This is a genomic window from Oceaniferula flava, from assembly GCF_016811075.1.
GTDB lineage: Bacteria > Verrucomicrobiota > Verrucomicrobiia > Verrucomicrobiales > Akkermansiaceae > Oceaniferula > Oceaniferula flava.
The window spans coordinates 134,779-156,899 of record NZ_JAFBGL010000004.1; the positions used below are offsets into that span (position 1 = coordinate 134,779).

The following is a 22,121-nucleotide window of genomic DNA, read 5'->3' on the forward strand; positions in this document are numbered from 1 at the left end:
TTAGAGCCATGTGGGTATGGTCCAAGTTATCCGGCGCCAAATGGATGGACGCCTGGGAAGATCGATTTTACGGTAATCCGAATGCCGTGATCTCGAAGTTGAAGTCGCAGAAAACCGTGCGAGTGGAGGTTTACACCGAGACCGAGGAGGAAGCGGAAAAAATCAAAGCTCAGTTCGGCGGCAGCACCCGTAAGCTGGTGCACCAGAACTGGGCAGCCATGTCCGAGCCTGAGCGCCCGCCCATTCGAATCCGCAGCTCCGTCATCATTTCCGGCTCACGGGACGACGACGCCCGCGAGTCCCTGCAGCAGCAGTTTCCGGGTCGGCACATCATCCAGATTCCTGCGGACATGGCCTTCGGCACCGGCGATCATGCTACCACATCCACCTGCCTGCGTCTGGTCACCGACATCGCGGCAGAACGCAAGCGCGCTGGTCACGACTGGAAACTTCTGGATCTCGGCAGTGGCAGCGGAGTGATCGCCATCGCCGCACGAATGCTCGGCGCAGGATACTGTCACGGCATGGATTTCGACCCACAAGCGGTGAAAGTCGCCAAGCGCAATGTCGAGCGCAATGGAGTCGATCAGGTGAAGATGACCGAAAACGACGTCCTGAAATGGCAACCCGATGGCCAGTGGCCGGTGGTGGTGGCCAATATGTTTTCCACTATCCTCCAGCAGGCCTTCCCTATCATTGTAAAAGCGATGGAAAAAGACGCCGATCTGGTGGTCTCCGGAATCCTCAACGACCAGTGGCAGGAAACGCTCGAAGTAGCACAAGAAAACGGTCTCGATTTCCAACAAGTAATCCACAAAGGTAAATGGACCACGGCCCGGGGCAGACTGCGCCAATAGGCCGTCATACTGGCAAAAAATCCACCCGCGCTGACGGCAATAAACTTGCATCAGCGGCCTCATCGGTTAACAAATCCCTCACCGCTCCGGAGGAGGGTGCTCATGGAAACCGCCATCGCCCCGTTCCGGACGATTGCAACCAACCATTTCATTCCATGGACTCCATTTCATCACGCGTTGATAAGGTCGCCCCTTCGCTCACACTTTCTGTCACGAACCAAGCCAAGGCCATGAAGGCGCGCGGCGAAGAAGTTTACGGACTGGCCGGTGGCGAACCGGATCAGGACACCCCCGATTTTATCAAACAAGCCGCCATCGACGCGCTCAACGAGGGAAAGACCAAATACACCCCTGCCGCCGGCATCCCCGAGCTGCGTGAGGCCATCGCTGAAAAACTGAAGACCGACAACGGCATCGACTACGACCCGCGCCAGATCGTGGTCAACAGCGGCGCCAAGCAATCCTGCTTCAATGCCATCCTTGCCGTCGTGGAAGAAGGTGACGAGGTCATCATCCCCGCTCCTTACTGGGTCAGCTATCCGGAAATGGTCCGCCTTGCAGGTGGTATTCCCGTGATCGTGGAAACCACCGCGGAAAACGATTGGAAACTCACCCCCGAGCAGTTCGAGGAGAACATGACCGGCCTGACCAAGATGATCATCCTGAACACTCCTGGCAATCCCACCGGCTCCGTTTACAGCGCGGATGAGCTCAAGGCTCTGGGTGAAGTGGCCCTCTACGAGGACATCATCATCCTCTCCGATGAAATTTACGAGCACCTCGTCTACGGCGAGACCAAGCACACCAGCATCGCCTCGCTCAGCAAGGACCTCTACGATCTCACCATCACCGTCAACGGCTTCTCCAAAGCTTACTCGATGACCGGATGGCGCATCGGCTACACCGCTGCTCCCAAGCCGCTGGCTGATGCCATTTCCAAGATTCAGGGTCACACGACCTCGAACGCCACCACCTTCGCCCAGTATGGCGCCCTCGCCGCCCTGGCTGAAGGCAAGGACTTCATCAAGGACCTGAATGCTGAATACGATGTCCGCCGCCAGTTTGTGCACGGTCGCCTCAGCGCCATCAACAACATCAAAGTGGTCGAGCCCAAGGGTGCCTTCTACTGCCTGGTGGACACCACTGACCTCGGACTGAAATCCGTCAACCTCTGCGACAAGTTGCTCACTCGTTACCGCGTTGCCGCCGTTCCTGGTATCGCTTTCGGAAACGACAACAGCATCCGCATCAGCTACTGCACCACCCTCGACGTGCTCAACGAAGGCCTGAGCCGCTTCGAGGAATTCTGTAAGGCGCACTAAGCTGAAGATTTAAAGACTAAACTCTAAACACCAAATTTCAGCGCGGCATGCCCATCGGGTATGCCGCGTTTTTTTGTCCCTGTCAGAGTCAGCAATTGGCAAACAGAAAGCCAATTTAGACCTCGTTCCCACCCGTGTCCTGCGGGGCATCGGCGAAGAAGAGTCAAAAACTCACAAGCCAAGGAATCAGTAACCCAAGAAACAAAATTCGTCCAATTCGCCAGATTCGCGGTCAAGAATAGGTCACATGGTCCAGCGCCAAACCATCCGCCGGCGCGCAATACGGCGACCTTCCATGAGGCAGGTCAGCAGGCTGATCCAAGAGCCCTTCCAGATCGTCCAGTCGCAGCCTCCCCTGAGCCGTGTAAATCGCCGCTCCGGTGAGTAGCCTTGCCATTTTATAAAGGAAACCATTGCCAGTGTAGGTGATGCGATACCCGTTCGGCAGTGTCTGCAACTCACAGCGACTCAGCGAACGCCGGTAGGACGTGTCCTCCGTCTCATTGCCACGCTTGGCGGCAAATGCCCGGAAACAATGCTCACCCTGGAGGATTTCCAACGCTTGCTCCAGCGATGCCGGATCGAGCTGTCGCGGCAAATGCCAGGCGAGCCCAGCCTGCAGCGGCGGTAGCACCGGAGCCAGGCAGAGATCGTAGGTATACGTTTTCGCGACGGCGGAAAAGCGGGCGTGAAAGTCGTCGGCCACCTGTTCGCAGTCGATCACTCGAATGGTGGCAGGCAGTTTACTGTTCGCGGCGGGCACCCAATTGTAGGGATTCATGCTCAGGCCTTCCGGAGCATCGAAATGCGCCACCTGCCCATGCGCGTGCACCCCGGTATCGGTGCGACCCGACCCTTGGATTTTAATCTCCTGCTTGGCCACTGTGGACAGCGCCTTCTGGAGAAGATCTTGCACCGTGTTGCCTCCCGGCTGGGTGGCCCAGCCTTCGAATGGGCGGCCGTCATACGCTATGGTCAGTTTCAATCGCACAGAGACCCAGTAGATCCAATCCACTGAAATTGCACGCACATCTATCGTCACTGAGCAGTTTTTAAACCGCTGCCAATAGACCCATAGGCTGATCGATGAAGTAAATCTTTACAAATTTACGATTGTCCAAGGGTGGATCTGGACTCAGTCTGCTAAGGCGTCGATTCAGTTCGTCGTTTCACACACACATTTCCATACCATGTCACACACACGACATCGGGTGCTGAACAGGAGAGTGCTTTTCCTGCTATCGGTCACCCTGATCTTCCGTATCATCATGCTGGCGACCGCACTGGGCGCCATTATCTACGCCCTCAATCAGCACGCCATGGAGCCCCTCTATCTGGCAGGTGGCTGCCTCGCATTCGTGCTCATTTTACAAATGATCCACAGCATCGAGTCGAGCAAAGTTGTCTGCCCGGTCTGCCGATCTCACATCTTAAAGAACAAACGATGTTCCAAACACAAGAATGCAAAAACAACCTTGGGAAGTCACGTTCTGCGAGTGGGCTTACAAGTGGTCTTTACCAAGCATTTCCTCTGCCAGTATTGCAACGAACGCTACCAATGGCGTGGAAAGAGACAGCCTAAAACTGATCTCACTCAGAGCGTAGATCCTCGCCTGCCACGCGCCTGACTAGACGGCATTGGTCCTCATCAGGTGATAACTCAAACTGCAGCCAGACTGTAGCGGGCGGCAGGAGGTCTGGAAATTTGTTGGGCCACTCAACGACGATAATGCCCGCTTCGTCAAGATACTCATCCCAGCCGATCCGGAGGACTTCGTTCACCGAATCCATGCGATAAAAATCAAAATGGAACACGGGCAGTCGACCGCCCGTGTATTCGTGAGCGAGTGAAAAAGTAGGGCTGGTCACCTCACCCACGCAGCCCATTCCGGCCGCAATGCCTTTGGTGAAATGTGTTTTCCCCGCACCCAGACCACCGCACAGTGCCAGCACAGCTCCAGCGTGCAACTCACCAGCCAGCCGCTCTCCCAGAGCAACCATTTCCTCCGGACTGGTTACCCGGAATACTTCTCCATGTTCCGCCACCTGACTGCGTGAGGTTCGAGCTACTCCGGCTGACCGCCAAATCCGTAGATGGAGAAATCAATGACCTCGGCAAGCATTGCTTCGCGGTCGATTTCCTGAGGATCACCGTGACCGCCAGCACTGAGCTGCATCGCCAGCTTGCCCACACCGTGGTAGTAGATCACTGCACCAGAGGCAAAAACGATCCGTTTCACCAGCTGCGGCCCGGTTAATTTGGGAAAGTGGGCCTTCAGAGCCATCGCAAAAGTTTGGAACACATCGGTGTAGAGATTCCGGCTCACCGATGGGATATTGTAGTCGGACTCGATCAGGTAACGCGCCACTAAACGTAGCATCAAGCCTGAGCGAACTCCGCATTCTTCGGGCATGACGGCCGGACGCATCAGAGCGTTCATGATGGTCTCAAGTGGCACGTTTTCAGCTGAGCCATGTTCTTCGATGGCTTTTTTCAGAAGGTTGATCCGGTATTCGTTGATGGGGTTCATGCAGAGCTTCACGGTCTCTTGAATCAGACCTTCTTTACCACCGAAATGGTAGCTTACACTCGCCAGGTTTACCCCTGCTGCATTGGTGACATCGCGCACCGAAACATCTTCAAATCCACGCTCCGCGAAAAGGTCCCATGCCGCCTTCAGTATTTGCTCTCTCGTTTCCACTTGGACTGGACGATATGCCTGGGCAGGGGTGACGGTCAAGGTTAAACGGGTGTATCAAGTAAATGTTTAACACACTTGAGGTAAACAGGTTATATTTACACTCCTCACATTCAATTTACAAATTTCAATTAGCGCTCAAAGCAAGCCCAAAGGAGCTTGCCAAAACCACGCGCATCCCTGAATTTCGTCGTCAATGATTGATGCACACGTTGAAGTCTCCTCAGAGAATCTATCTCAGGCCCTGGAGGAATTGGAAAATGACATCGAGTTCAGTGGCGTGGACCAAGTGATTGCCATCCAGCGACACCCGGATGCCGCACTGAATGCCCCCTTGCTTGAGCTCGCTAAAGCCTCGGACGATCTCATTGCCGGCTGTGTCACGTGGATTCCGCTGCATTCCCCCAAAATTAAAGCTTATCTGGACGAAGACACGCACCGCCCTAACGTGGTGGCTTACCAAGAAAGTATCGCATCCGCAGAAGACTTGCAGGATGCCGACTTCAGCCGCGGCGTGCAGCAAGTCACCCTTTCCGGCAAACCGCTGGAGCTGTTCATGAGCTTTGACGAGCTCGGCGCGATGATTCAGTTTGCCGATCAGCACCCGGGGCAAGCCATGATTGCCGACTTCGGAGCATCAATTGACCCTGCCTCCACCCTGCCGAAATCCGGCAACTGGGCACGACTAATCAGAGAGCTGGCGCGCCGTCCGCACATCTACATCCGTCTTTCCAGCCTTACACCGCTGCTGCAAGGAGAGACTGCCGTAGCGCAGTCAGAGTCCCTGCTGCCCTATTTCGATACCCTGCTGAGCGCCTTCGGTCCGCAGCGTATCCTCTTCGGCTCGGGCTGGCCTCACGCGCTCGGCCCAACCAACTACCCCACCTGGCTGAGCACGGTGGATAATTTAATCCATGCTCTGAGCGATGCCGAGAAACGCGCCGTCTATCATCACAACGCCGCAACCTTCTACCAGCTCAACCCGCCGGAATAGCACTACTCGCCAAGATCTCACAAAGGCAGACGATGAGCCAGCTGCCGCACCTCCTCGAAGGGGAATCGCTCCAGCATGCCCCAATGGTCGTGCTGATAGAGGCGGTAGCGCATCATCGCCGGGCTGTAGATGCCACAGAGGAAACGAGCCAAGCGCTCGGGGCTGGACAAGGGAGCTCGCTTCTCGGCCACCAGCTGCTGGATGCTCTCCAGCTCATCCAAACTAACCTCCGCGGCAGGCGATGCGGGTAATTTCCGTGGCCGCTTTTTCCCCAGGCAGGAGGCGCAGTGGCCACAGGGTGCTGCTAACTTTTCTCCGAAATAACCGACCAATGAGACCGCCAGGCAGCGTCTCGATTGAGCCATTTTGAAGACACTGTCGATCCGCTGCAGGTCGTATTCCGTGTGCTGCTGGAACACCGCCAGCATCTCCTCCACCAGCTCTTCCAGGTTCTCGGGTTCTTTTTTGATACGGAAATGTGTCAGGCTGTGACTCATCTTCAGTCGCACCTCGCCGCCGGCTTCCAGCTCGCGCAGTTGACCGACGATTTTGTTCATCTTCACCACCTGGTTCTCGGCCAGCTCGAGGAGGGAAATGCGGCGCTTCGAATCCAACATTTCCAAAAACATCGCCTGCTGACTCTTGGGAAAACCGCGCAGCATCCGCTGGCGTGCCGCCTGATCCCAGCGCAGCGGCACCAAATGGCACCACATCCAAGAAGCTCCATCCTGCACCATCCACCCCGCTGTTTCTAATCGCGCGAGAAGAATATCCAAGAGCTCCACCGGCACATCGTTGAGGGTGCTGAGATTGTATCTGGAAACGATCGCCCTAGAACCTTGGGAAAAGACGTGCTGCAGGATAGCCCGCACGGCAGCAGCTCCAGGTTGTTTGGCTTGCACCAGTCCTTCTAACATCGTGCGGTCGTCAGCATTGATCAGCAGCTCGCAATGGCTCGGCAGCCCGTCACGCCCTGCCCGACCACTCTCCTGAATCCAGCCTTCTGGCGACTTCGGCGGGTGGTAGTGAATCACCGCCCTGACATCGGGCATGTCCACTCCCATGCCAAAGGCGATGGTGGCGCAGATGACCGGGAAACGGTGGGCGACAAAACCGTCTTGCACCTCGGCACGGACATCGGCGGGCATGCCAGCATGGTAGGATTTTGCCACCACACCATGCCGATTGAGAAAGGCCGTCACCTCCTCGACGTCGCCCCGCTTGGTGGCGTAAACGATCGCGGGGGTCATCCCTGCCGACTGCAGCACCTCTAACAACCTACCCTTTTTCGCTTCCTCATTCCCAGCCGTCACATCGAACTGCAGGTTCTCACGGTAAAACGAAGTCTGCACCTGGTCCTTTTTCAGGATCCGAAATGCCTTGCGAATCCCCTGCGCAGTCTGGGGACTGGCGGTGGCGGTGAGTGCGAGAATGGCCTTCGGTTTCAGCGACTTCACAAGCCGCGGCATGCGGATGTAAGATGGCCGAAAACTGTGACCCCACTCCGAGATACAGTGCGCCTCGTCCACGGCCACCAAGGCGATGTTCGATTTCTTGAGCAAGGCGAGCAGCGCCGGATCGGTCAGTCGTTCCGGGGATAAATAGAGCAGCTTCAAACCCCCTGCCGCGATCTCCTGCATAATCTCCTCCCGCGCCTCATCATCGGCGGACGAATCCATACGCGCCGCCGCGATGCCTTGCTGCAACAAGGTATTCACCTGATCGCGCATCAGCGCAATGAGTGGCGAGACCACCACAGTGAGCCCATCGGAAACCACCGCTGGAAATTGGTAACAGAGCGATTTCCCACCCCCGGTGGGCAAGATGGCGAGCGTGTTGACGCCCGCGAGCACCCGATCGATGATCTCCGCTTGGCCCGGCCTCAGTGAGGCGTGACCGAAGTGCCGCTGGAGCAGCTCATGTTGCTCGGACGTGTTCACACCGGACAATTTCCACTCATCTCACAGGCTAACTGGATGGCGTGAACCATCGAGCTGGCACTCGCCTTGCCGGTGCCGGCAATGTCGTAGGCCGTGCCGTGATCCGGGCTGGTGCGAGGGTAGGGCAGGCCGAGGGTGACGTTGACTCCGGTATCGAAGTCTAACAATTTCAACGGAATCAAACCCTGATCGTGATACATGCAGAGCACCGCATCATAGTCGCCATCGGCAGCGGGACGGAAGATGGTATCCGGCGGATGCGGACCACTGAACTCGACTCCTGCCACACTCTGCTCCAGCTCTCGCACAGCGGGCTCGACCAATTCCAGGTCCTCCTTGCCAAAGGCACCATTCTCGCCGGCGTGGGGGTTGAGTCCGCAGACAGCCACTCTCGGCTGGCGAATCCCACGCTGTTGGCAGAACTCGGCGATGAGTTTCCCGATGCGGACGATTTCATCTTTTTCCAACAGCTCCGGCACATCGGCCAGGGCGACGTGGATCGTGACCAGCGCGACGGTCAGGTTTTTCCCCGTGAGGCACATCGCATGGTTCTGACATTGCAATCGATCGGCAAAGAACTCGGTCTGGCCGGGGAAATGGAAACCGACCTCGTGCAGTCCCTCTTTCCCCACCGGGGCAGTGACCACGGCGTCGATTTCTCCATTTTTCAGCAGCTGCACGGATTCCTCCAGAGCATCGAAAGCGGCCTGGGCGCTGGCCTTGGTCGGCTGACCGGGCTGGACGTCGATTTTATCGCCGATGATGCGGTAATCACAGTCGGTCGGCACCTGACCGGATGTCAGTGCCGCCGCCACCACTTCCGGGCCAATGCCCGCCTGATCCCCGAGTGTGATCCCAATAATCGCTTTTTTCTTCATGTGCCTGCCCCATCATCCTCATGGAAAGGGTGGAGATCAACGAGAATCAGATGTAGGGTTGCAAGGAAATGCGATGGGCCCATACTTAGGCTAAACAATCGTCCCCATTTAAGCCGATAGACCGTCAACATGGCAAAGCCCGACAAAGCAGAAACAAGTAAACGCCGCTCCGAAACCAAGCGTGACTACGCTGGCATCCTCCCGAAAAAAGGATGGCCGCGTAGAAACTATCACTTCTTGCGCAGGCGACTGCTGCCCCAGATGTTCAAAAAAAGCGACGGCACCGTGCGGGAGCCGATCCCCCATCCGCCGGAGGAGGGAAAAATCCGCGTCACCTGGATCGGCCATGCTTCCTTTCTCGTCCAGTTTGCCGATCACTCGGTGATCATCGATCCCAACTGGGCGAACTGGCATGGCGTGGTCAAGCGACAGCGCGTGCCGGGGCTCGACCTCAGCCTGATGCCCCTGGTCGATCTGGTGATGGTCACCCACGCCCACTTCGACCACCTGCACAAACGCAGCCTGAAAATCCTCGAGTCCCACGAGGGCATCGTGGTCCCCCAAGGCAGCGGCTCACTGGTGAAACGCCTCGGTTTCAAGACCGTGCACGAAATGTCCGTCTGGGATGAATTAAAGTTTGGCGATCTCAATGTCACCCACACCCCCAGCCACCACTGGGGTGCCCGCTACCTGCACGATACTCACCGCGATTACGGCGGTTACATGATTTCCTCCGGTGTGAGTAAGGTATTCCACTGTGGCGACAGCGCCTACTTCGAGGGCTTCAAGGAAATTGGCAAACATCACACGCCAGACGTCGCGCTGATGCCGATCGGTGCCTACGATGCGCCCAGCGGCCGCGACGTGCACATGAACCCGGAGGAAGCGGTGCGCTCATTCATCGAGATGAAAGCCGGCATCCTAATCCCCATGCACTACGGCACCTTCCCCCTGGGCAATGAGCCTGATCACGAACCGGTAGAACGCCTGGTGGCCGAGGCAGAGCGTCTCGGTGTGGCCGATCGCGTGCTCGTGCTGGAGGAAGGCATCGGTATCGAGGTTGAGTGCTTGGCGGAAACAAAATCTTAATTTTCAGAGAAAAGCTGCATCCTCGAACGCTCTTTATATCATGATCAAAGCCGCCGTTTTCAGCCTCACTCTCAGCGCCCTCAGTCTGGGCTCCGTGCTCTCGGCCACTCCGGCGCGCGATCTCGATATCCTGTTCATGGATGCCAAGATGTGGGATCAACCGATCGCTGAAGTGCTGAACAAGCGCAGCCACCTGGCGTTCCGCTGGCTGTCCAAGGAGAAACGTGACGCCCGTTCCAATGTCAAAGGCCTGCAGCTGTGGTCGCTCCCCGTCGGCGAGACCATCCTCCGCAGCCAGGAGGGAAAGCTGCACTCGTTCGAGGTCTCGATCTACAACCGTGGCGACATGGGCGTGATGAAAAACGAAGATTTCAAGCAGCTCACCGAGAAGTGGCACGGGCTGATTGCCGCCAAGACCGGCATTGATGGCGAAAAAATGAACCGCACTCAAAAAGGCAGCGTTGTCTCGGCGAACCGTTGGCTGTGGGAGTGCCCCGGCGCCTACATCGCCCTGACATCCAGCGCCTCAGGATACGGCACTGGCAAACGGCCTGAGTTCCTCAAACTCACTCTAGTGTCGGTGAAGTTTGGCCGCGAGATGTTCTCCGGACGAGGCGGCATCACCAAGAGCATGAGCCGCCGCTCCGAGCTGAAAGATTCCGTGGAGGAAAAAGACAATGGCGACCGAGTCATCGCCGGCGTGCCAATGGTCGATCAAGGTCGCAAAGGTTACTGCGCGGTGGCCAGCGCCGAGCGTGTGTTCCGCTATTACGGACTGCAGGTGGATCAGCATGCCATGGCTCAAATTGCCCAAAGTTCCGCCCAGGGAGGCACCAATCCGGATAGAATGGTGGCATCGTTAAAACGCGTCGCCGGTCGCACCAAGACCCGACTGCACGTGCTCTATGAAATTGACCACCGCGAGGCTGAGTCCGACATCAAGGATTACAACCGAGTGGTCAAAAAAACTCGCCTAGCCCCCGAGTTCCCGATGAGCAGCGGCTACTTTTCTTTCCAACAGTTCCTCTCCGTTTGTCACCCGGCTACGCTGAAAGCCGTCCGTTCAAAAGGCACGAACTACGATCGATTCAAAAAAGCAATTCACGATAAAATCGACGAAGGAATCCCTCTCCTCTGGGCACTCCAAGTCGGGGTGATCAAAGAAAAAGGCATCCCCCAAGCCGGTGGCGGGCACATGCGCCTGATCATCGGCTACAATGAAAAAACCGATGAGATCATCTACACCGATTCCTGGGGCCCCGGTCACGAATACAAACGGATGAAAACTCCCGATGCCTTCGCTCCGAGCATGCACTTGATCACCATCAAGCCATCATCTTAGCGCCAGTCTTCACTCACCTGCCTGCCCCTTGGGTAACATGTTAGAGTCGCTGAGTGTTTTCAGAAAAGCGACCAATGCCCGCTGATCCTCCTCGGAAAGCCCCAGCCCCTGAGGGTGTTTGGCTAAGTTAGGATCGAGGGTTTCCGAGAGCTCGGGTGCGGCATTGTAGTGATCGATCACCTGCTCGAGCGTGGCGAAGCGGCCGTCGTGCATGTAGGGTTCTGTTAGGGCGATGTTGCGCAGGCTCGGGGTGGCGAACTTGTGGCGATCGCTTGTTTTCCCAGTGGTCTCCTCGAGGCCGAGGTCATCGCCGGAGGCAAGGCCGTTGTTGTGGAAGGCATGATCGGTGAACAGGGCACCGCCGTGGCAGTGGAAGCAGTCGGCCCCACGTTTGCCGAGGCGAGGTTCGGACTCGGTGAAGAACAGTTCAAAGCCGCGCTTTTCCTGATCTGTTAGTGTGGCTTGCCCCTTGTGGGCACGATCCAGTTTTGAATCAAAACTGAGACGTGTGAGCAGGAAATTTTCAATCGCGAGGCCGATATTCTCCGGGGTGATTTTTCCAGAGCCAAAGGCGGCGGCAAAGAGCGGCGGGTAGCTGGGGTCGGCCTTGAGCTTGGCGGCGACCCGATCCAGCGATTCATCCATCTCGAGATGGTCCTCGATTGGGATCAATGCCTGGGCACGCAGTGTGGGAGCTCGGCCGTCCCAGAAGAAGCTGGATTTCCAAGCGAGATTGAACAGTGGCATGGAGTGGCGCCGGCCAAGTTCACCATCGACTCCCGGACTCAAGCGGCGGGGATCGCTGAGGGTTTCACCCTGGTGGCAGGAGGCGCAGGAAATGCTGTTGCTGCGCGAGAGCTTGGGCTCGCGGAACAGCTTTTCACCGAGGGCGACGCGCGTTGTTAGAACCGGGTTATCACTCGGCAGCGCAGGTAGTGGTATGTGTTTCGGCAGGGTCAGCGGGTAGCCCTTGGGATGGGCTGGCAGGTCGATGGGGGCGGGCGGGTTAGGCTTCGTGGGGATGCCGCCACGGTGAATGCCGGTGATGCGAAATGCCGATGGCAGATTGGACTTCAGCCGGGCGGCGACCGGATCACCGTCGCTGGAGTGGGTGGTGCTGCCGTCTTGGGCAAAGGACAGACCTGTTAGAACCTTGTTGGCATCCAGAGCGATGCCGACCCGGGATTCATCGCGCAGGTTCAGATGGACCGGTAGCGTGATCTTGCAGCGATTGGCATCGCGCGCGAAGTGGTAGGCAAAACCACCGGGAAGCTTCTGCCCGGCTGCGCGCCAGTGGCCTTCGAGTGCCAGAAAGATATACCCGCCCTGCCAGTCCCAGTGCAAGCGGTTGACGTTCGGGTTGAGCGGATGACTGGCCGCGTAGCTGGCGGGATCCGAGTGGTTGCTTTTCCGATCAGGGCCGACGTGAAAGCTGATCGCCGTGATCGTTTCCGAAGGGAGATTGGGGAGGGTGAGCGTAGTGCCGCGTGTCGGGATGAAGGCGCTGGCGGACGGCAGGGTGATGGTTTTTCCGGCGCTCGTGGTCAGGGAAAAATCGGAGGCTAACCAATCGATGCGGGTCAGCGAGAAGGTTTCGCTCCGCGAGTTCTGGTAACGCAAGGAGTCGATCCGCAGTGGCCGGCCATCGATTTCATGAGAGAAGTCCAGGTGCAGCGAGCCCCCCAACACCGACGGTGCTACCAGCATCGCGAACAGCAGCATGCCGCCTGGGCGGGCGGCAAACTGATGGCAGGATGGAAGGAAACGGGGCATGGAAGTCTAGGAGTCGGTAGGGCTGAAAACTGACAAGCTCCCACCCAAGTCCTCCTTTCGCGGTTGATCTTACGGCCCCAGAGGCGGACCTCCCGGACCACCCGGATCGCCACCACCGGCAGCGGCGGCAGAGCTGAACTCGGTGTCATCGTAGGTCGAGAGGCCGATTTGGTAAAGCCGGTAGAAACGCTGGGTGGTGAGGGCATCGGTCGCCTCGATGTAATTGGAGGTGGCGGTGAAACTGGCTGCGGTTTGATCGAAGCTGCTGAGATCGTCCGAGGTTTCAACCCGGTAGACTCCGCCTTCGACCCCCTTCCAGGTGATGGTGACGTTGCCATTGTCTACCTGGGTGGCGGCGTTGCTGGGGCTGGTGTTGGCAGCGCCGTCAAATTCCACAGTGACTCCGCTCGTCTCCACTTCCGAACTGGCGATGCCGGCGGCGAGCGTGGCATCACCAAAGTACTGGTAGGCAAGATTGTAGGGATAAGCGGGGGTTCCGTCCTCCTCAACACTGGTGAAGTATGCCCAGGTTCCGTTGGGAAATTCAGGGGTGACACACCAGCGCACGTTGTAGGCATTCAAATCATAGTGACGGGTGGCATCAAAGTTGCCTTGGTTGGTGGGGTCCGTGTAGGATTCAAAAGTGGCGCCCGAGCTGTCTGAAACAAGATCCCCCTTGAAGGCATAGTCTTCCATGTAGTGACCCAGGATGAAGCTGCTGCTGACATTGGGGCCGTATTGCGAGGATGATAGAGCGGTGCTGCTGCGTTGCCCTTGGGTCACCGTCCACTGGGGCAGGGAGTGACGCCCTGTGCTGCTGAGGTCTGTGCTGCCGTTGCTGCCGTCGCGTTTTTGATATCCGGAAATCATCCGACGCACGGTGCTGTTAGGATCGAGAGGATCGCTGTAACCGTAGGGGCCATACATCGGCAGTCCATCGTTGACCCACGCGATGATCGGCGAGTGCTTGCCGTTGAAATTTTCCGTGTAGGGGCTGGCTTGACCGATGCCTTGGTAGACCACCGTGGAATCGTAATCCACCGAATCGCCAAGCCTGGATCGGAGTGCCGTGGGGCTGGCGTGGTAGTGAAATGCCTCCATCGCCTGGTGGGCATTTCCGGCATCGAAGCTGACGCCCTCGTTGACAAAGGCATCACGATTCCAGTAACCATCGCCGACGTTGCTATTGGTCGGTTCCTGATCGCCGCCGGCGGAGGTATCGTAGGAAAAGGTATCGCTGGTGTTGAAAAGCGGCACGCCATCGACGAAGAGGCCGCAGGTGCCGATGTTAGTTTCTGTGCGCGAAGCGGGGGCGTAGCTTTGCGGGTAGTTAGTGCTGCGAGGGAAGCGATAGAGGATGGCGGCATTTCCTGGAAATGAGGGAAAGGCGGTGGTGCGGGCGGCATTGAGAAACCAGGGTCCCATGGTGTTGGTCGCCAGGCCGGTGGATTTGATGTAGACGTAGCTATTGGAATAAGAAATCCCCTGCACCCCGGCGTAGACGGGTTCCGTCTGATCTCCGACGGTCACGCCATCGTAATCGGTATAATCCCAGGTGGTCAGTGAGCTTTCCCCACCACCACCTCGCTCGGTGATTTCTTGTTCTTGGGTCGCCCAGATCCGGGCATATCGTCCGGAGTCCGCCGTGTGCCACGAAGTGATGATCGGCTCGGCCGCCGCAGCGCCAGCCAAGGCAAAAAAGATGATAGTAATGGATTTCATGATGATCGTGTGAATTTCACGATCATCAAAGCTCAGTTCTGTAAACGGAGTGTGGGGAAGCTCCGCTAATTTGTTAAGTTTGTGTTAAGGTCTGCAACTTATGATGATCACTTAGCTTCAGCAGGCACTGACACAAAGAGCCAATCACCCGCGCCACTGGGCGAGCTGCTCCGGGAATGGGCAGCTTTGGCAGTCGGTGACATCACGCAGGCAGAAGTCTTGGTAAATCTGCAAGAGGGCTTGGTGCTGCCAGGCTTTTTTCAGGTAATTCTTCCTCCGGTCAGTCTCGCCAAAGAGCCGGAGCGATGCCTTGTCCACTTTCTCACTGACAGCCGGGGCTGGGATTTTCTGATAGAATTCCCAAGCCGCTGGCCGGTCTGCGGCCAACTGTACGGGAAGAAGGTGGTTGATCTGAAAATCGCGGATGCGGTCGGCTCCTACCAGCGCCATTTCCTTAGCCGCACGTTTTGATTTTAAGGTGTAGTGGACGCTCCAGTAGGGATGCTTCAGCCCGCTCATCCAATCGACCAATTCCACGGCATTGAATTCCCTCAGGCAGCGCCGCGAAAACTCCGACCACTGCCTAACAATGGTCGCCAGGCAAGCCAACCTCCGCTGGGGATGGTTCACCGGCCTGATACCGGAAAGTTTCCATGGAATCGCCCGTTCCGGCACCGGCTCGAAGTCATCACGCACCTGCCACCAGCTTTGCCATAGGCCACGGAGGTAGTCGCGACTTTCGGGCGCGGCTTGCTGGTAGGATTCCGCGGATAAAAAACCGGCCGCACCGAATAAGATCGACTCCGCCTCAGCGGGCTTCTTTTGCAACATCTGCACCGGCAGCCGCTGGGCGAGTAGGGTCATTGCCAGCTTGTTGGGTCGGTAGCCCATGGTTTCCGCGATCATCTGCCAGAGCCATTCATCCTCACCGAGCACATCCACGGTTCGTTTGCGCCGGCGCGCCTTTACCATCGCCCGGTGTCGCGCCGCCCCTAACATCAAGGCATCGACGTGCCTAGTTTCCATGGAACCCAGAGGATTGAAACAGCGGCCCGGATGAGCATCGGCCACTTCTAACAACGGCAAACCCATCGCCTCTCTGAGCACCTCCGCAGGCACACACACTCTCGGCACTTCGCGGTGTTCCGAGGTGCGTGTATAGTGGCTGCTGTGATCGGCTGCGAACACGACGTGGAGCACCACCTCGTTGAATGCGGGATTGACCGCGTGACCATGCGCCTCCCAATCGGACGCGCGGTGATCCAGTTCCAATGGCCCTGAATGTAGTTCGCCATCGATTTCCACCGCGGTGTGGAGAAAATCCGGTCCAGCACTATGGTTCCAGTGGCCGAACTGCACCACCCTCACCGCTCGGCCATCGGTGCTGACGAAATCCCGACCTAACTGCCCGGCAAACCAAAGTGCCTGCAAATGCATCTCATCCGGCAGCGTCGCTGATCCAGGCGGTAGCTCTTCGCACAGCCGCACTCCCCCTGATCTCACAGATTCCAGCAACTCACGATAATCAGACACCCTATCAATCTAGCAAACATCCCACTGCCTCACCAAGTGTAGATTACGAAAAATGACGCCATGTTGACACTTGCCTCAGTACACCGAAAGACCATGGTTCTCCTTTCTTTCCCATCATCATTGATTATGCGCGCCCTCATCCACCCCATCATCTCCTGCTCCTTGGCAACCCTCGCCAGCCTCCCTCTCAGTCATGCCCACGAGGGCCACGATCATCCACCGAAGGGTGAGGCGCTGACCGAGGTGCTACACACCGGCTCGGGAGCGTTTACCTATCGGACAGTGCCAGGCTTCGGCCAGCTCCCAGATGGCGCCAAACTCGGCCCGACACACGGAGGTGTGGCGGTCGATGCCAAGGGCCTGATCTATGTGAGCACCGACGGTGAAAAGTCGCTCTGTGTGTTCAAACCCGACGGTAGCTTCGTCCGCGCCATCGCCTCGCCAGCCCAAGGAATCCACGGCATGCAGATGATCACCGAGGGGGAGCAACAATTCATCTACGGGGCGCAGCTCAATAGCTACGGTAAGAAAAACAAGCACAAGCGTGCCGTGAAGCTCGATCTCTACGGTAACATCGTGATGCAAATCCCTAACGAGAACACCGGCGACATCCCCGGAGGGACGAAGGGAATCACTGGCATTGCCGTGGCGCCAAACGGACACATCTACGTCAGCATGGGCTACGGCTCCAACCTCATCCACCAGTTTGACCAGACGGGAAAACGCATCAAGTCCTTCGGTGGCCGCGGCAAGGAGAAGGAAAAATTCAAGACCTGCCACGGGTTGGGAATCGACACCCGCTTCGGCGCCCCCCGCCTGCTGGTGTGCGACCGTGAAAAGCGCCGCCTGATCCACCTCGACCTCGATGGCAATTGGATCGGCGAATACGCCACCGGCCTGCGCCGCCCTTGTGCAGTCAGTTTCCACGGCGACCACGTGGCAGTGGCTGAACTCGAAGCGCGGGTGGTCATTTTAGACAAACAGGGCAAGCAAGTCTCCGTGCTCGGCGATAACCCGAACAAGAAGCAGTGGGCGAATTTCCGCGTCGCTCCCAAGGACCAGAAAGTGGGTATCTTCACCGCTCCTCACGGGCTGAGCTTTGATCAGGCGGGCAATCTCTACGTCCAGGATTGGAACACCTCAGGACGCGTCAGTAAGTTGCTGTTAGTTCCAGCCACCGACTGAGGAAAAATCCAATATGTCACTCGGGTCATGAATCACATTGCAATTCACGATCAATTGGTCAAACTGCCTCGAGTTTTCTAACTTACATTCACGATCATGCCGAGAGTCACCATTTCCGAACCGGGAAAAACCCCGCAACCTTACCGATTTAAACTTGAGCGCAAGACCATCGATATTGGTCGAGGCAGCGATAATGACATCGTCGTCGAATGTGGCTCCGTTTCCACCAAACACAGCGTGATGGAGCGCATTGAGGGTGGATATATCCTGCGTGATAACGGCTCAACCAATGGGATCAAGCTGGATGACACCCTGATGGACATCATCGATCTGTTCGACGGCATGGAAGTGCTCGTCGGTGACATCCCCCTGAAATTCGAGCTCTCCAAGGAGGAAATCAGCGTGCTCAGTGACGAGGAATTCACCAGTCACCAACGCCGCAAACTGCCTAAAATCAATGACGATGCGCAGGAAGCACCTCATCGCGAAACCAGACCGGCAACCACCTCATCACCACGCGCAAACCATCGCCCGCATCAGCCGGTCGTCGTGCAGCAGAGCGGTGGTGGGTTCAAAACCTTGATGACTTTCATCCTCATGATTGTCGCCGTTTTTGCCGGCATGAGCCTGCGCCACTACAAGGAAACCAACGAGTTCCTGCTGCCGAAACTCATGGGAGGGGCTGAAAAATCATCTACTCAGGAATCGGAAACTCCCGAGGAGGAGGCTGAGCCCGCCGCAGAAGAGTAGTCGGCGAGCTGGTGCTAAATGCCCGACTGAATTATTTTTTGTGCAGCCAGGCGGAGGTGTCGTAACGCTCCTCGGCGAGCCTAGCAGCATCGGCTAACAGCGCGGAGTCAGCATTGAGCTCGCGCTCTTCCTGCGCCAGCATCGCTCCGAGCCGCTGGTGCAATTGATCGCGAAAAATATCAGGAGTCATGCGCGGAATGACGCTTCCCTGGTGCAGCAAGCCGTATTTGCTGCGGCGCTGCCCTGCTCCCGCCACTTTGTGCCCCTCGAGATCCGTCAGGTCGTAGGCCACCGGATTGGTGAAACACTGCACGCCACCATCACCTTCACAGCAGGAGGTTAATCGCACGGACTCCCCCACATCTGTGAGCAAATCGGCCAAGGCTTGATGAATCACCTGGTAACTCACCGCGCCGCGGGTGTTCGCCAATTTTTGGCTGCGAGGAATAGCGAGGGTGTAGGTAACATCGCAGCGATGATCCACCACGCCGCCGCCCGTCCAGCGGCGCACGTAGGTGATTTCCTCCGCTTCTGATTCTGGGAATGCGGCACGGGCATCGGCCAGTGCATTGAAGTAGCCAAAGCTCACCGTCGGCTCGCTCCATCGATAGATTCGCAGCACAGGCAGGTCCTGGCTGCGCTCCATCAGCAGCTGATCCACCGCCATGTTCTCAGCGCCGGTGCGTGGCACTTCGTCATGCCAGACACGGATGGCTGAAAACTCCTTAGCCACAGCGGACATCGCCTTAGATTCCGAGTTCACCCTTCACAGCGACAAATGCCTCGATGGCTTTATCCAGCTGCTCACGGGTATGACCGGCAGAAATCTGGGTGCGAATCCGTGCCGTCCCCTTAGGCACCACGGGGAAGAAGAATCCCACAGCGTAGACACCGTGATCGAGGAGCTTGTTGGCGAATTGTTGCGACAGGGCGGCATCGCCTAACATCACAGGTGTGATCGGGTGATCTTTACCCGCGATGTCGAAGCCTGTTTGCGCCATGGCATTGCGGAAATACTTGGTGTTGTCCTCAAGTCGGTCACGCAGCTCGGTGGAGGCCTCGAGCATATCGAGCACCTTGAGAGTCGCCGCCACAATCGCGGGAGCAACGCTGTTGGAGAAGAGATAAGGACGGCTGCGCTGACGCAGCAGATCGATGATTTCCTTCTTCCCGGAAGTGAATCCGCCGGAAGCACCGCCGAGGGCCTTGCCGAAGGTGGAGGTCACGATATCGACGCGCTCCATGACATCGTGATACTCAGGTGTGCCCCGACCCGTTTTACCGAGGAATCCAGAGGCATGGGAATCGTCCACCATCACCAGTGCGTTGTATTTTTCCGCCAGATCACAGACTCCTTTGAGGTCGGCAATCACGCCGTCCATGGAGAAGACACCGTCAGTGGCAATCAGCTTCTGGCCTTTGCCATCGGCGTCCGCCTGCTTCAGCTGAGCTTCCAAATCGGCCATGTCGTTGTTGGAGTAACGATAGCGGCGCGCTTTACAGAGTCTCACTCCGTCGATGATGGAGGCGTGGTTCAACTGATCAGAGATGATGGCATCGTCTGGTCCTAACAAGACTTCAAACAATCCCCCGTTGGCATCGAAGCAAGAGGTGTATAGAATGGTGTCCTCAGTGCCCAGGAAGCCGGCGATGCGTTCTTCCAACTCACGGTGCAGCGTCTGGGTGCCGCAGATGAAACGGACCGATGCCATGCCAAACCCCCAACGCTTGATCGCATCTTCCGCCGCTTCCATGACCTCGGGGTTATCGGCCAGGCCGAGGTAGTTATTTGCGCACATGATGATCACATCGCGACCGTCCTTGAGGGTCACGGATGCGTTCTGGGTCGAGGCCAGTTGACGTTCGTGTTTGTAAAGACCGGCGTCGTCGATTTCCTGAAGAACTCCCTGGAGTTTCTGCTGGTAAGATTCTGAATACATAATGGTGTAATTGGGATAGCGGCTGAGCAATTGCTGTGCCGACATGAAAATCATATCCCCTGCCACTTGGCGAGAGAGAAGATGCGCCAAGAGAAATCAGATACCGCTCGCCGTGATCACACCCCACCGGACGGGTCCACCGTCTTCGCCAAATGCTCGGCCACCTGCCGAACGCGCTCAGCCCCTAACGGAGCGGGGCAAATCACCCCGAGGATGAGCAAGCCATACAAGCTGCGGCATGGAATCACCTCGAGTGTGGCACTGGCGCCAATTTTCACATGAAGATTCCCTACATCAGCTGCTCCTTCGGTCTGGCGCGAGGCCGTGCGGGAGGCGTTGGCCAAGGTCCGCGCGACCTGAATGAGCTTACTATTTCCCACTTCATCAATCAGGATCTGCCCTTCGTTATCGATCAGGAACATCGCCTTGGTGCCAAGCCGCTCACGCAGCTGGCCACTGAATTTTTTCAATCGAGTCAGGAAGGGGCCACGAGCCACTCCGGTGCTTGGGCGCGCTGCAGGTGGCGGCGAACCGGATGGCAAGGTGACTTTTTCATTCGACTCAGGCTGCGACTCAGGCTGCGGATCGGCTGGGGCAATTTGCTTTTCGGCGGCAACGGCTGGATCGATTTCGGCATCAGGCTGAACCTCCTGCTGAACTTCTGGCGCCCAGCTATCTTCGCCCTCATTCACCTGCCTCGCCATGGGCACTTCTTCATCCATCGATTGGTCCTCGCACATCTGGAAGGGTGACGCCACTTGCGGTGCAAGGGCGGACGTGGGGACGGGAGGCTGATTGACCGTGATTTCCGCAGCGGCCTGGGTTTCAGACGCGAGCATGCCACTACCTTCGGCAAGACGTTTGGCATCGGCGAGTGCGTGGCTCACCACGATGCGGGCTGTGGTGCCCAGACTTTCGTCCGCCTGTTCAGGCTCCACCAATGGAGCTGAAGGAGTGGGCATCGGCGCTTCCACCGGAGGGAAAACCTCCGGATCCAACCCTTGAGGGACGTGAGCCGATTGGGAAACTTGAGAAAACCGCGGCCTGACCGGAATTTCAACCGCTGCCTTCATCCCCGGCAGATCGGGTTGATTGCCATTGCTCACCTCACCCTTGGCGTTGGCAAAACCTTCAAAATCGTCTCCATAGCCGGCATCTACGGCGGCTGGCTCCACTTCCGGAGCCGGCGCCATCAGGCTTTCCGCCATCCTTCGGACTTCCTTGGCATCCAACCATGACTGTAAACGGTCCATTAAGAGTGATTGAGCATGAGGTTTGTAATGAGGGGGCAGCAGGTGTTAGGGCAACACCGAATCGGCTTCGAGTTTGCCCTCCGTTTCCTGACGAAGTTTCTCAAACACGGCCAGCACACCGGCTCCTTCTTCCATCACCCCCACCGGCAGCCCCTTGGCGCTGGCACGGATGAATAAATCTTCGCGAGGCACCACGGTGCGCATGACCATGTTCTGAGGCAGTAGGCTGCGCAGTGCCTGCACAGCTTCGAGACTTTCCGGAAGGCGGTTCTGCACCATGGTCATCACCACGCCGAGCACCTTCAGCTGCGGGTTCACCACGCGCATGCGCGTCAGCGATTCCAACATCTTCGGCACCGATCGGATCCCCAAGGGCTCAGCCTGCTGGGGGATGATCACAGCACTACAGGTGGAAAGGATGTCTGCGGTGACGCCAAACAGGCCCGCCGCGGTGTCGACGATGCAGACTTCATAGCCTTGCTCTTCCGCCATTTTGAAAAATTTCCTCACGCGATGCAGGGCAACACCGGTGGAACCTCCATCAAGATCATAATCGCTACACTGCCCAGCAGGCACCAGACTCAGAGTTTCCAGACGCGTCGGCACGATCAGCTGCTCCAGCGGAAATTGGGGATCAGCGATGGCATCGTAGAAGCCATTCAATGAGCGCGACTGGCGGGTCAGCGACAGCCCCACCGACCCTTGGGGATCGGCATCCACAAGCAGAGTGCGTTTGCCGCTCCGAGCGAAGGCATGGGCAAGGTTAATGGAGACAGTGGTTTTCCCCACCCCCCCTTTTTGACTAGAAATAGCTATGGTAATCACGACAATATGAAACTCGGCG

Annotated in this window: 20 protein-coding genes; 8 read left to right on the forward strand and 12 right to left on the reverse strand. The window is 57.4% G+C overall.

Annotated features, from left to right (window positions below; genetic code table 11):
- Positions 1-8 precede the first annotated feature (8 nt).
- Positions 9-857 carry a 50S ribosomal protein L11 methyltransferase gene (locus tag JO972_RS07660; protein WP_309489440.1) on the forward strand — a complete coding sequence of 283 codons (849 nt, stop codon included), beginning with the start codon at positions 9-11 and terminating at the stop codon, positions 855-857.
- Between the two features lie 155 nt (positions 858-1,012).
- Positions 1,013-2,179, forward strand: coding sequence for a pyridoxal phosphate-dependent aminotransferase (locus JO972_RS07665; RefSeq protein WP_309489441.1), 1,167 nt, complete (start codon positions 1,013-1,015; stop codon positions 2,177-2,179).
- A 232-nt stretch (positions 2,180-2,411) separates the two neighbouring features.
- Here the strand turns inward: JO972_RS07665 and truA are convergent, their stop codons facing one another.
- The gene (gene truA, locus JO972_RS07670) at positions 2,412-3,209 is read right to left on the reverse strand and encodes a tRNA pseudouridine(38-40) synthase TruA (RefSeq protein ID WP_309489442.1); all 798 of its coding nucleotides are present in this window, start codon (positions 3,207-3,209) and stop codon (positions 2,412-2,414) included.
- Positions 3,210-3,369: 160 nt separating this feature from the next.
- Here truA and JO972_RS07675 point away from each other — a divergent pair, with 160 nt between their 5' ends.
- A complete protein-coding gene (locus tag JO972_RS07675) occupies positions 3,370-3,807 on the forward strand; it encodes a hypothetical protein (RefSeq protein WP_309489443.1) in 438 nt (145 codons plus the stop codon).
- Here the strand turns inward: JO972_RS07675 and tsaE are convergent.
- Both tsaE and JO972_RS07685 read right to left on the reverse strand, forming a co-directional pair.
- On the reverse strand, positions 3,770-4,225 hold the full coding sequence (gene tsaE / locus JO972_RS07680) for a tRNA (adenosine(37)-N6)-threonylcarbamoyltransferase complex ATPase subunit type 1 TsaE (protein ID WP_309489444.1): 456 nt from the start codon (positions 4,223-4,225) through the stop codon (positions 3,770-3,772). The genes JO972_RS07675 and tsaE overlap by 38 nt on opposite strands.
- A gap of 20 nt (positions 4,226-4,245) precedes the next feature.
- Positions 4,246-4,920, reverse strand: coding sequence for a TetR/AcrR family transcriptional regulator (locus JO972_RS07685; protein WP_309489445.1), 675 nt, complete (start codon positions 4,918-4,920; stop codon positions 4,246-4,248).
- A gap of 154 nt (positions 4,921-5,074) precedes the next feature.
- Here JO972_RS07685 and JO972_RS07690 point away from each other — a divergent pair, with 154 nt between their 5' ends.
- Entirely contained in the window at positions 5,075-5,872 is a 798-nt protein-coding gene (locus JO972_RS07690) for an amidohydrolase family protein (RefSeq protein ID WP_309489446.1), read from the forward strand.
- 17 nt (positions 5,873-5,889) lie between these two features.
- Here JO972_RS07690 and JO972_RS07695 read toward each other — a convergent pair whose 3' ends face one another.
- Both JO972_RS07695 and pdxA read right to left on the reverse strand, forming a co-directional pair.
- Complete coding sequence (locus JO972_RS07695; RefSeq protein WP_309489447.1) at positions 5,890-7,812, reverse strand: RecQ family ATP-dependent DNA helicase; 1,923 nt, start codon at positions 7,810-7,812, stop codon at positions 5,890-5,892.
- Positions 7,809-8,690 carry a 4-hydroxythreonine-4-phosphate dehydrogenase PdxA gene (gene pdxA / locus JO972_RS07700; RefSeq protein ID WP_309489448.1) on the reverse strand — a complete coding sequence of 294 codons (882 nt, stop codon included), beginning with the start codon at positions 8,688-8,690 and terminating at the stop codon, positions 7,809-7,811. Before pdxA ends, JO972_RS07695 begins: the two co-directional genes overlap by 4 nt.
- A gap of 129 nt (positions 8,691-8,819) precedes the next feature.
- On the opposite strand from pdxA, the gene JO972_RS07705 reads away from it, so the two are divergent.
- Both JO972_RS07705 and JO972_RS07710 read left to right on the forward strand, forming a co-directional pair.
- A complete protein-coding gene (locus JO972_RS07705; RefSeq protein WP_309489449.1) occupies positions 8,820-9,779 on the forward strand; it encodes an MBL fold metallo-hydrolase in 960 nt (319 codons plus the stop codon).
- 40 nt (positions 9,780-9,819) lie between these two features.
- A complete protein-coding gene (locus JO972_RS07710) occupies positions 9,820-11,121 on the forward strand; it encodes a C39 family peptidase (RefSeq protein ID WP_309489450.1) in 1,302 nt (433 codons plus the stop codon).
- 9 nt (positions 11,122-11,130) lie between these two features.
- Here JO972_RS07710 and JO972_RS07715 read toward each other — a convergent pair whose 3' ends face one another.
- From JO972_RS07715 to JO972_RS07725, 3 genes are all read right to left on the reverse strand, one after another.
- Positions 11,131-12,894, reverse strand: a complete 1,764-nt coding sequence (locus JO972_RS07715; protein ID WP_309489451.1) for an MbnP family protein — start codon at positions 12,892-12,894, stop codon at positions 11,131-11,133.
- Between the two features lie 69 nt (positions 12,895-12,963).
- Entirely contained in the window at positions 12,964-14,616 is a 1,653-nt protein-coding gene (locus JO972_RS07720; protein ID WP_309489452.1) for a YHYH protein, read from the reverse strand.
- Positions 14,617-14,760: 144 nt separating this feature from the next.
- Entirely contained in the window at positions 14,761-16,053 is a 1,293-nt protein-coding gene (locus tag JO972_RS07725) for a DUF2851 family protein (RefSeq protein ID WP_309489453.1), read from the reverse strand.
- Positions 16,054-16,275: 222 nt separating this feature from the next.
- Between JO972_RS07725 and JO972_RS07730 the strand changes: the two genes are divergently transcribed.
- Together JO972_RS07730 and JO972_RS07735 are read left to right on the forward strand one after the other, a co-directional pair.
- Entirely contained in the window at positions 16,276-17,334 is a 1,059-nt protein-coding gene (locus tag JO972_RS07730; RefSeq protein WP_309489454.1) for an NHL repeat-containing protein, read from the forward strand.
- Between the two features lie 96 nt (positions 17,335-17,430).
- Entirely contained in the window at positions 17,431-18,084 is a 654-nt protein-coding gene (locus JO972_RS07735; protein WP_309489455.1) for an FHA domain-containing protein, read from the forward strand.
- 31 nt (positions 18,085-18,115) lie between these two features.
- Here JO972_RS07735 and JO972_RS07740 read toward each other — a convergent pair whose 3' ends face one another.
- From JO972_RS07740 to JO972_RS07755, 4 genes are all read right to left on the reverse strand, one after another.
- Positions 18,116-18,847 carry a lipoate--protein ligase family protein gene (locus JO972_RS07740; protein WP_309489456.1) on the reverse strand — a complete coding sequence of 244 codons (732 nt, stop codon included), beginning with the start codon at positions 18,845-18,847 and terminating at the stop codon, positions 18,116-18,118.
- A complete protein-coding gene (locus JO972_RS07745; protein WP_309489457.1) occupies positions 18,831-20,024 on the reverse strand; it encodes a glycine C-acetyltransferase in 1,194 nt (397 codons plus the stop codon). The genes JO972_RS07740 and JO972_RS07745 overlap by 17 nt, the downstream gene beginning before the upstream one ends.
- A gap of 116 nt (positions 20,025-20,140) precedes the next feature.
- A complete protein-coding gene (locus tag JO972_RS07750) occupies positions 20,141-21,277 on the reverse strand; it encodes a hypothetical protein (RefSeq protein ID WP_309489458.1) in 1,137 nt (378 codons plus the stop codon).
- Positions 21,278-21,322: 45 nt separating this feature from the next.
- Positions 21,323-22,102 (reverse strand): ParA family protein, encoded by a 780-nt coding sequence (locus JO972_RS07755; RefSeq protein ID WP_309489459.1) that lies wholly within the window; start codon positions 22,100-22,102, stop codon positions 21,323-21,325.
- Positions 22,103-22,121 lie beyond the last annotated feature (19 nt).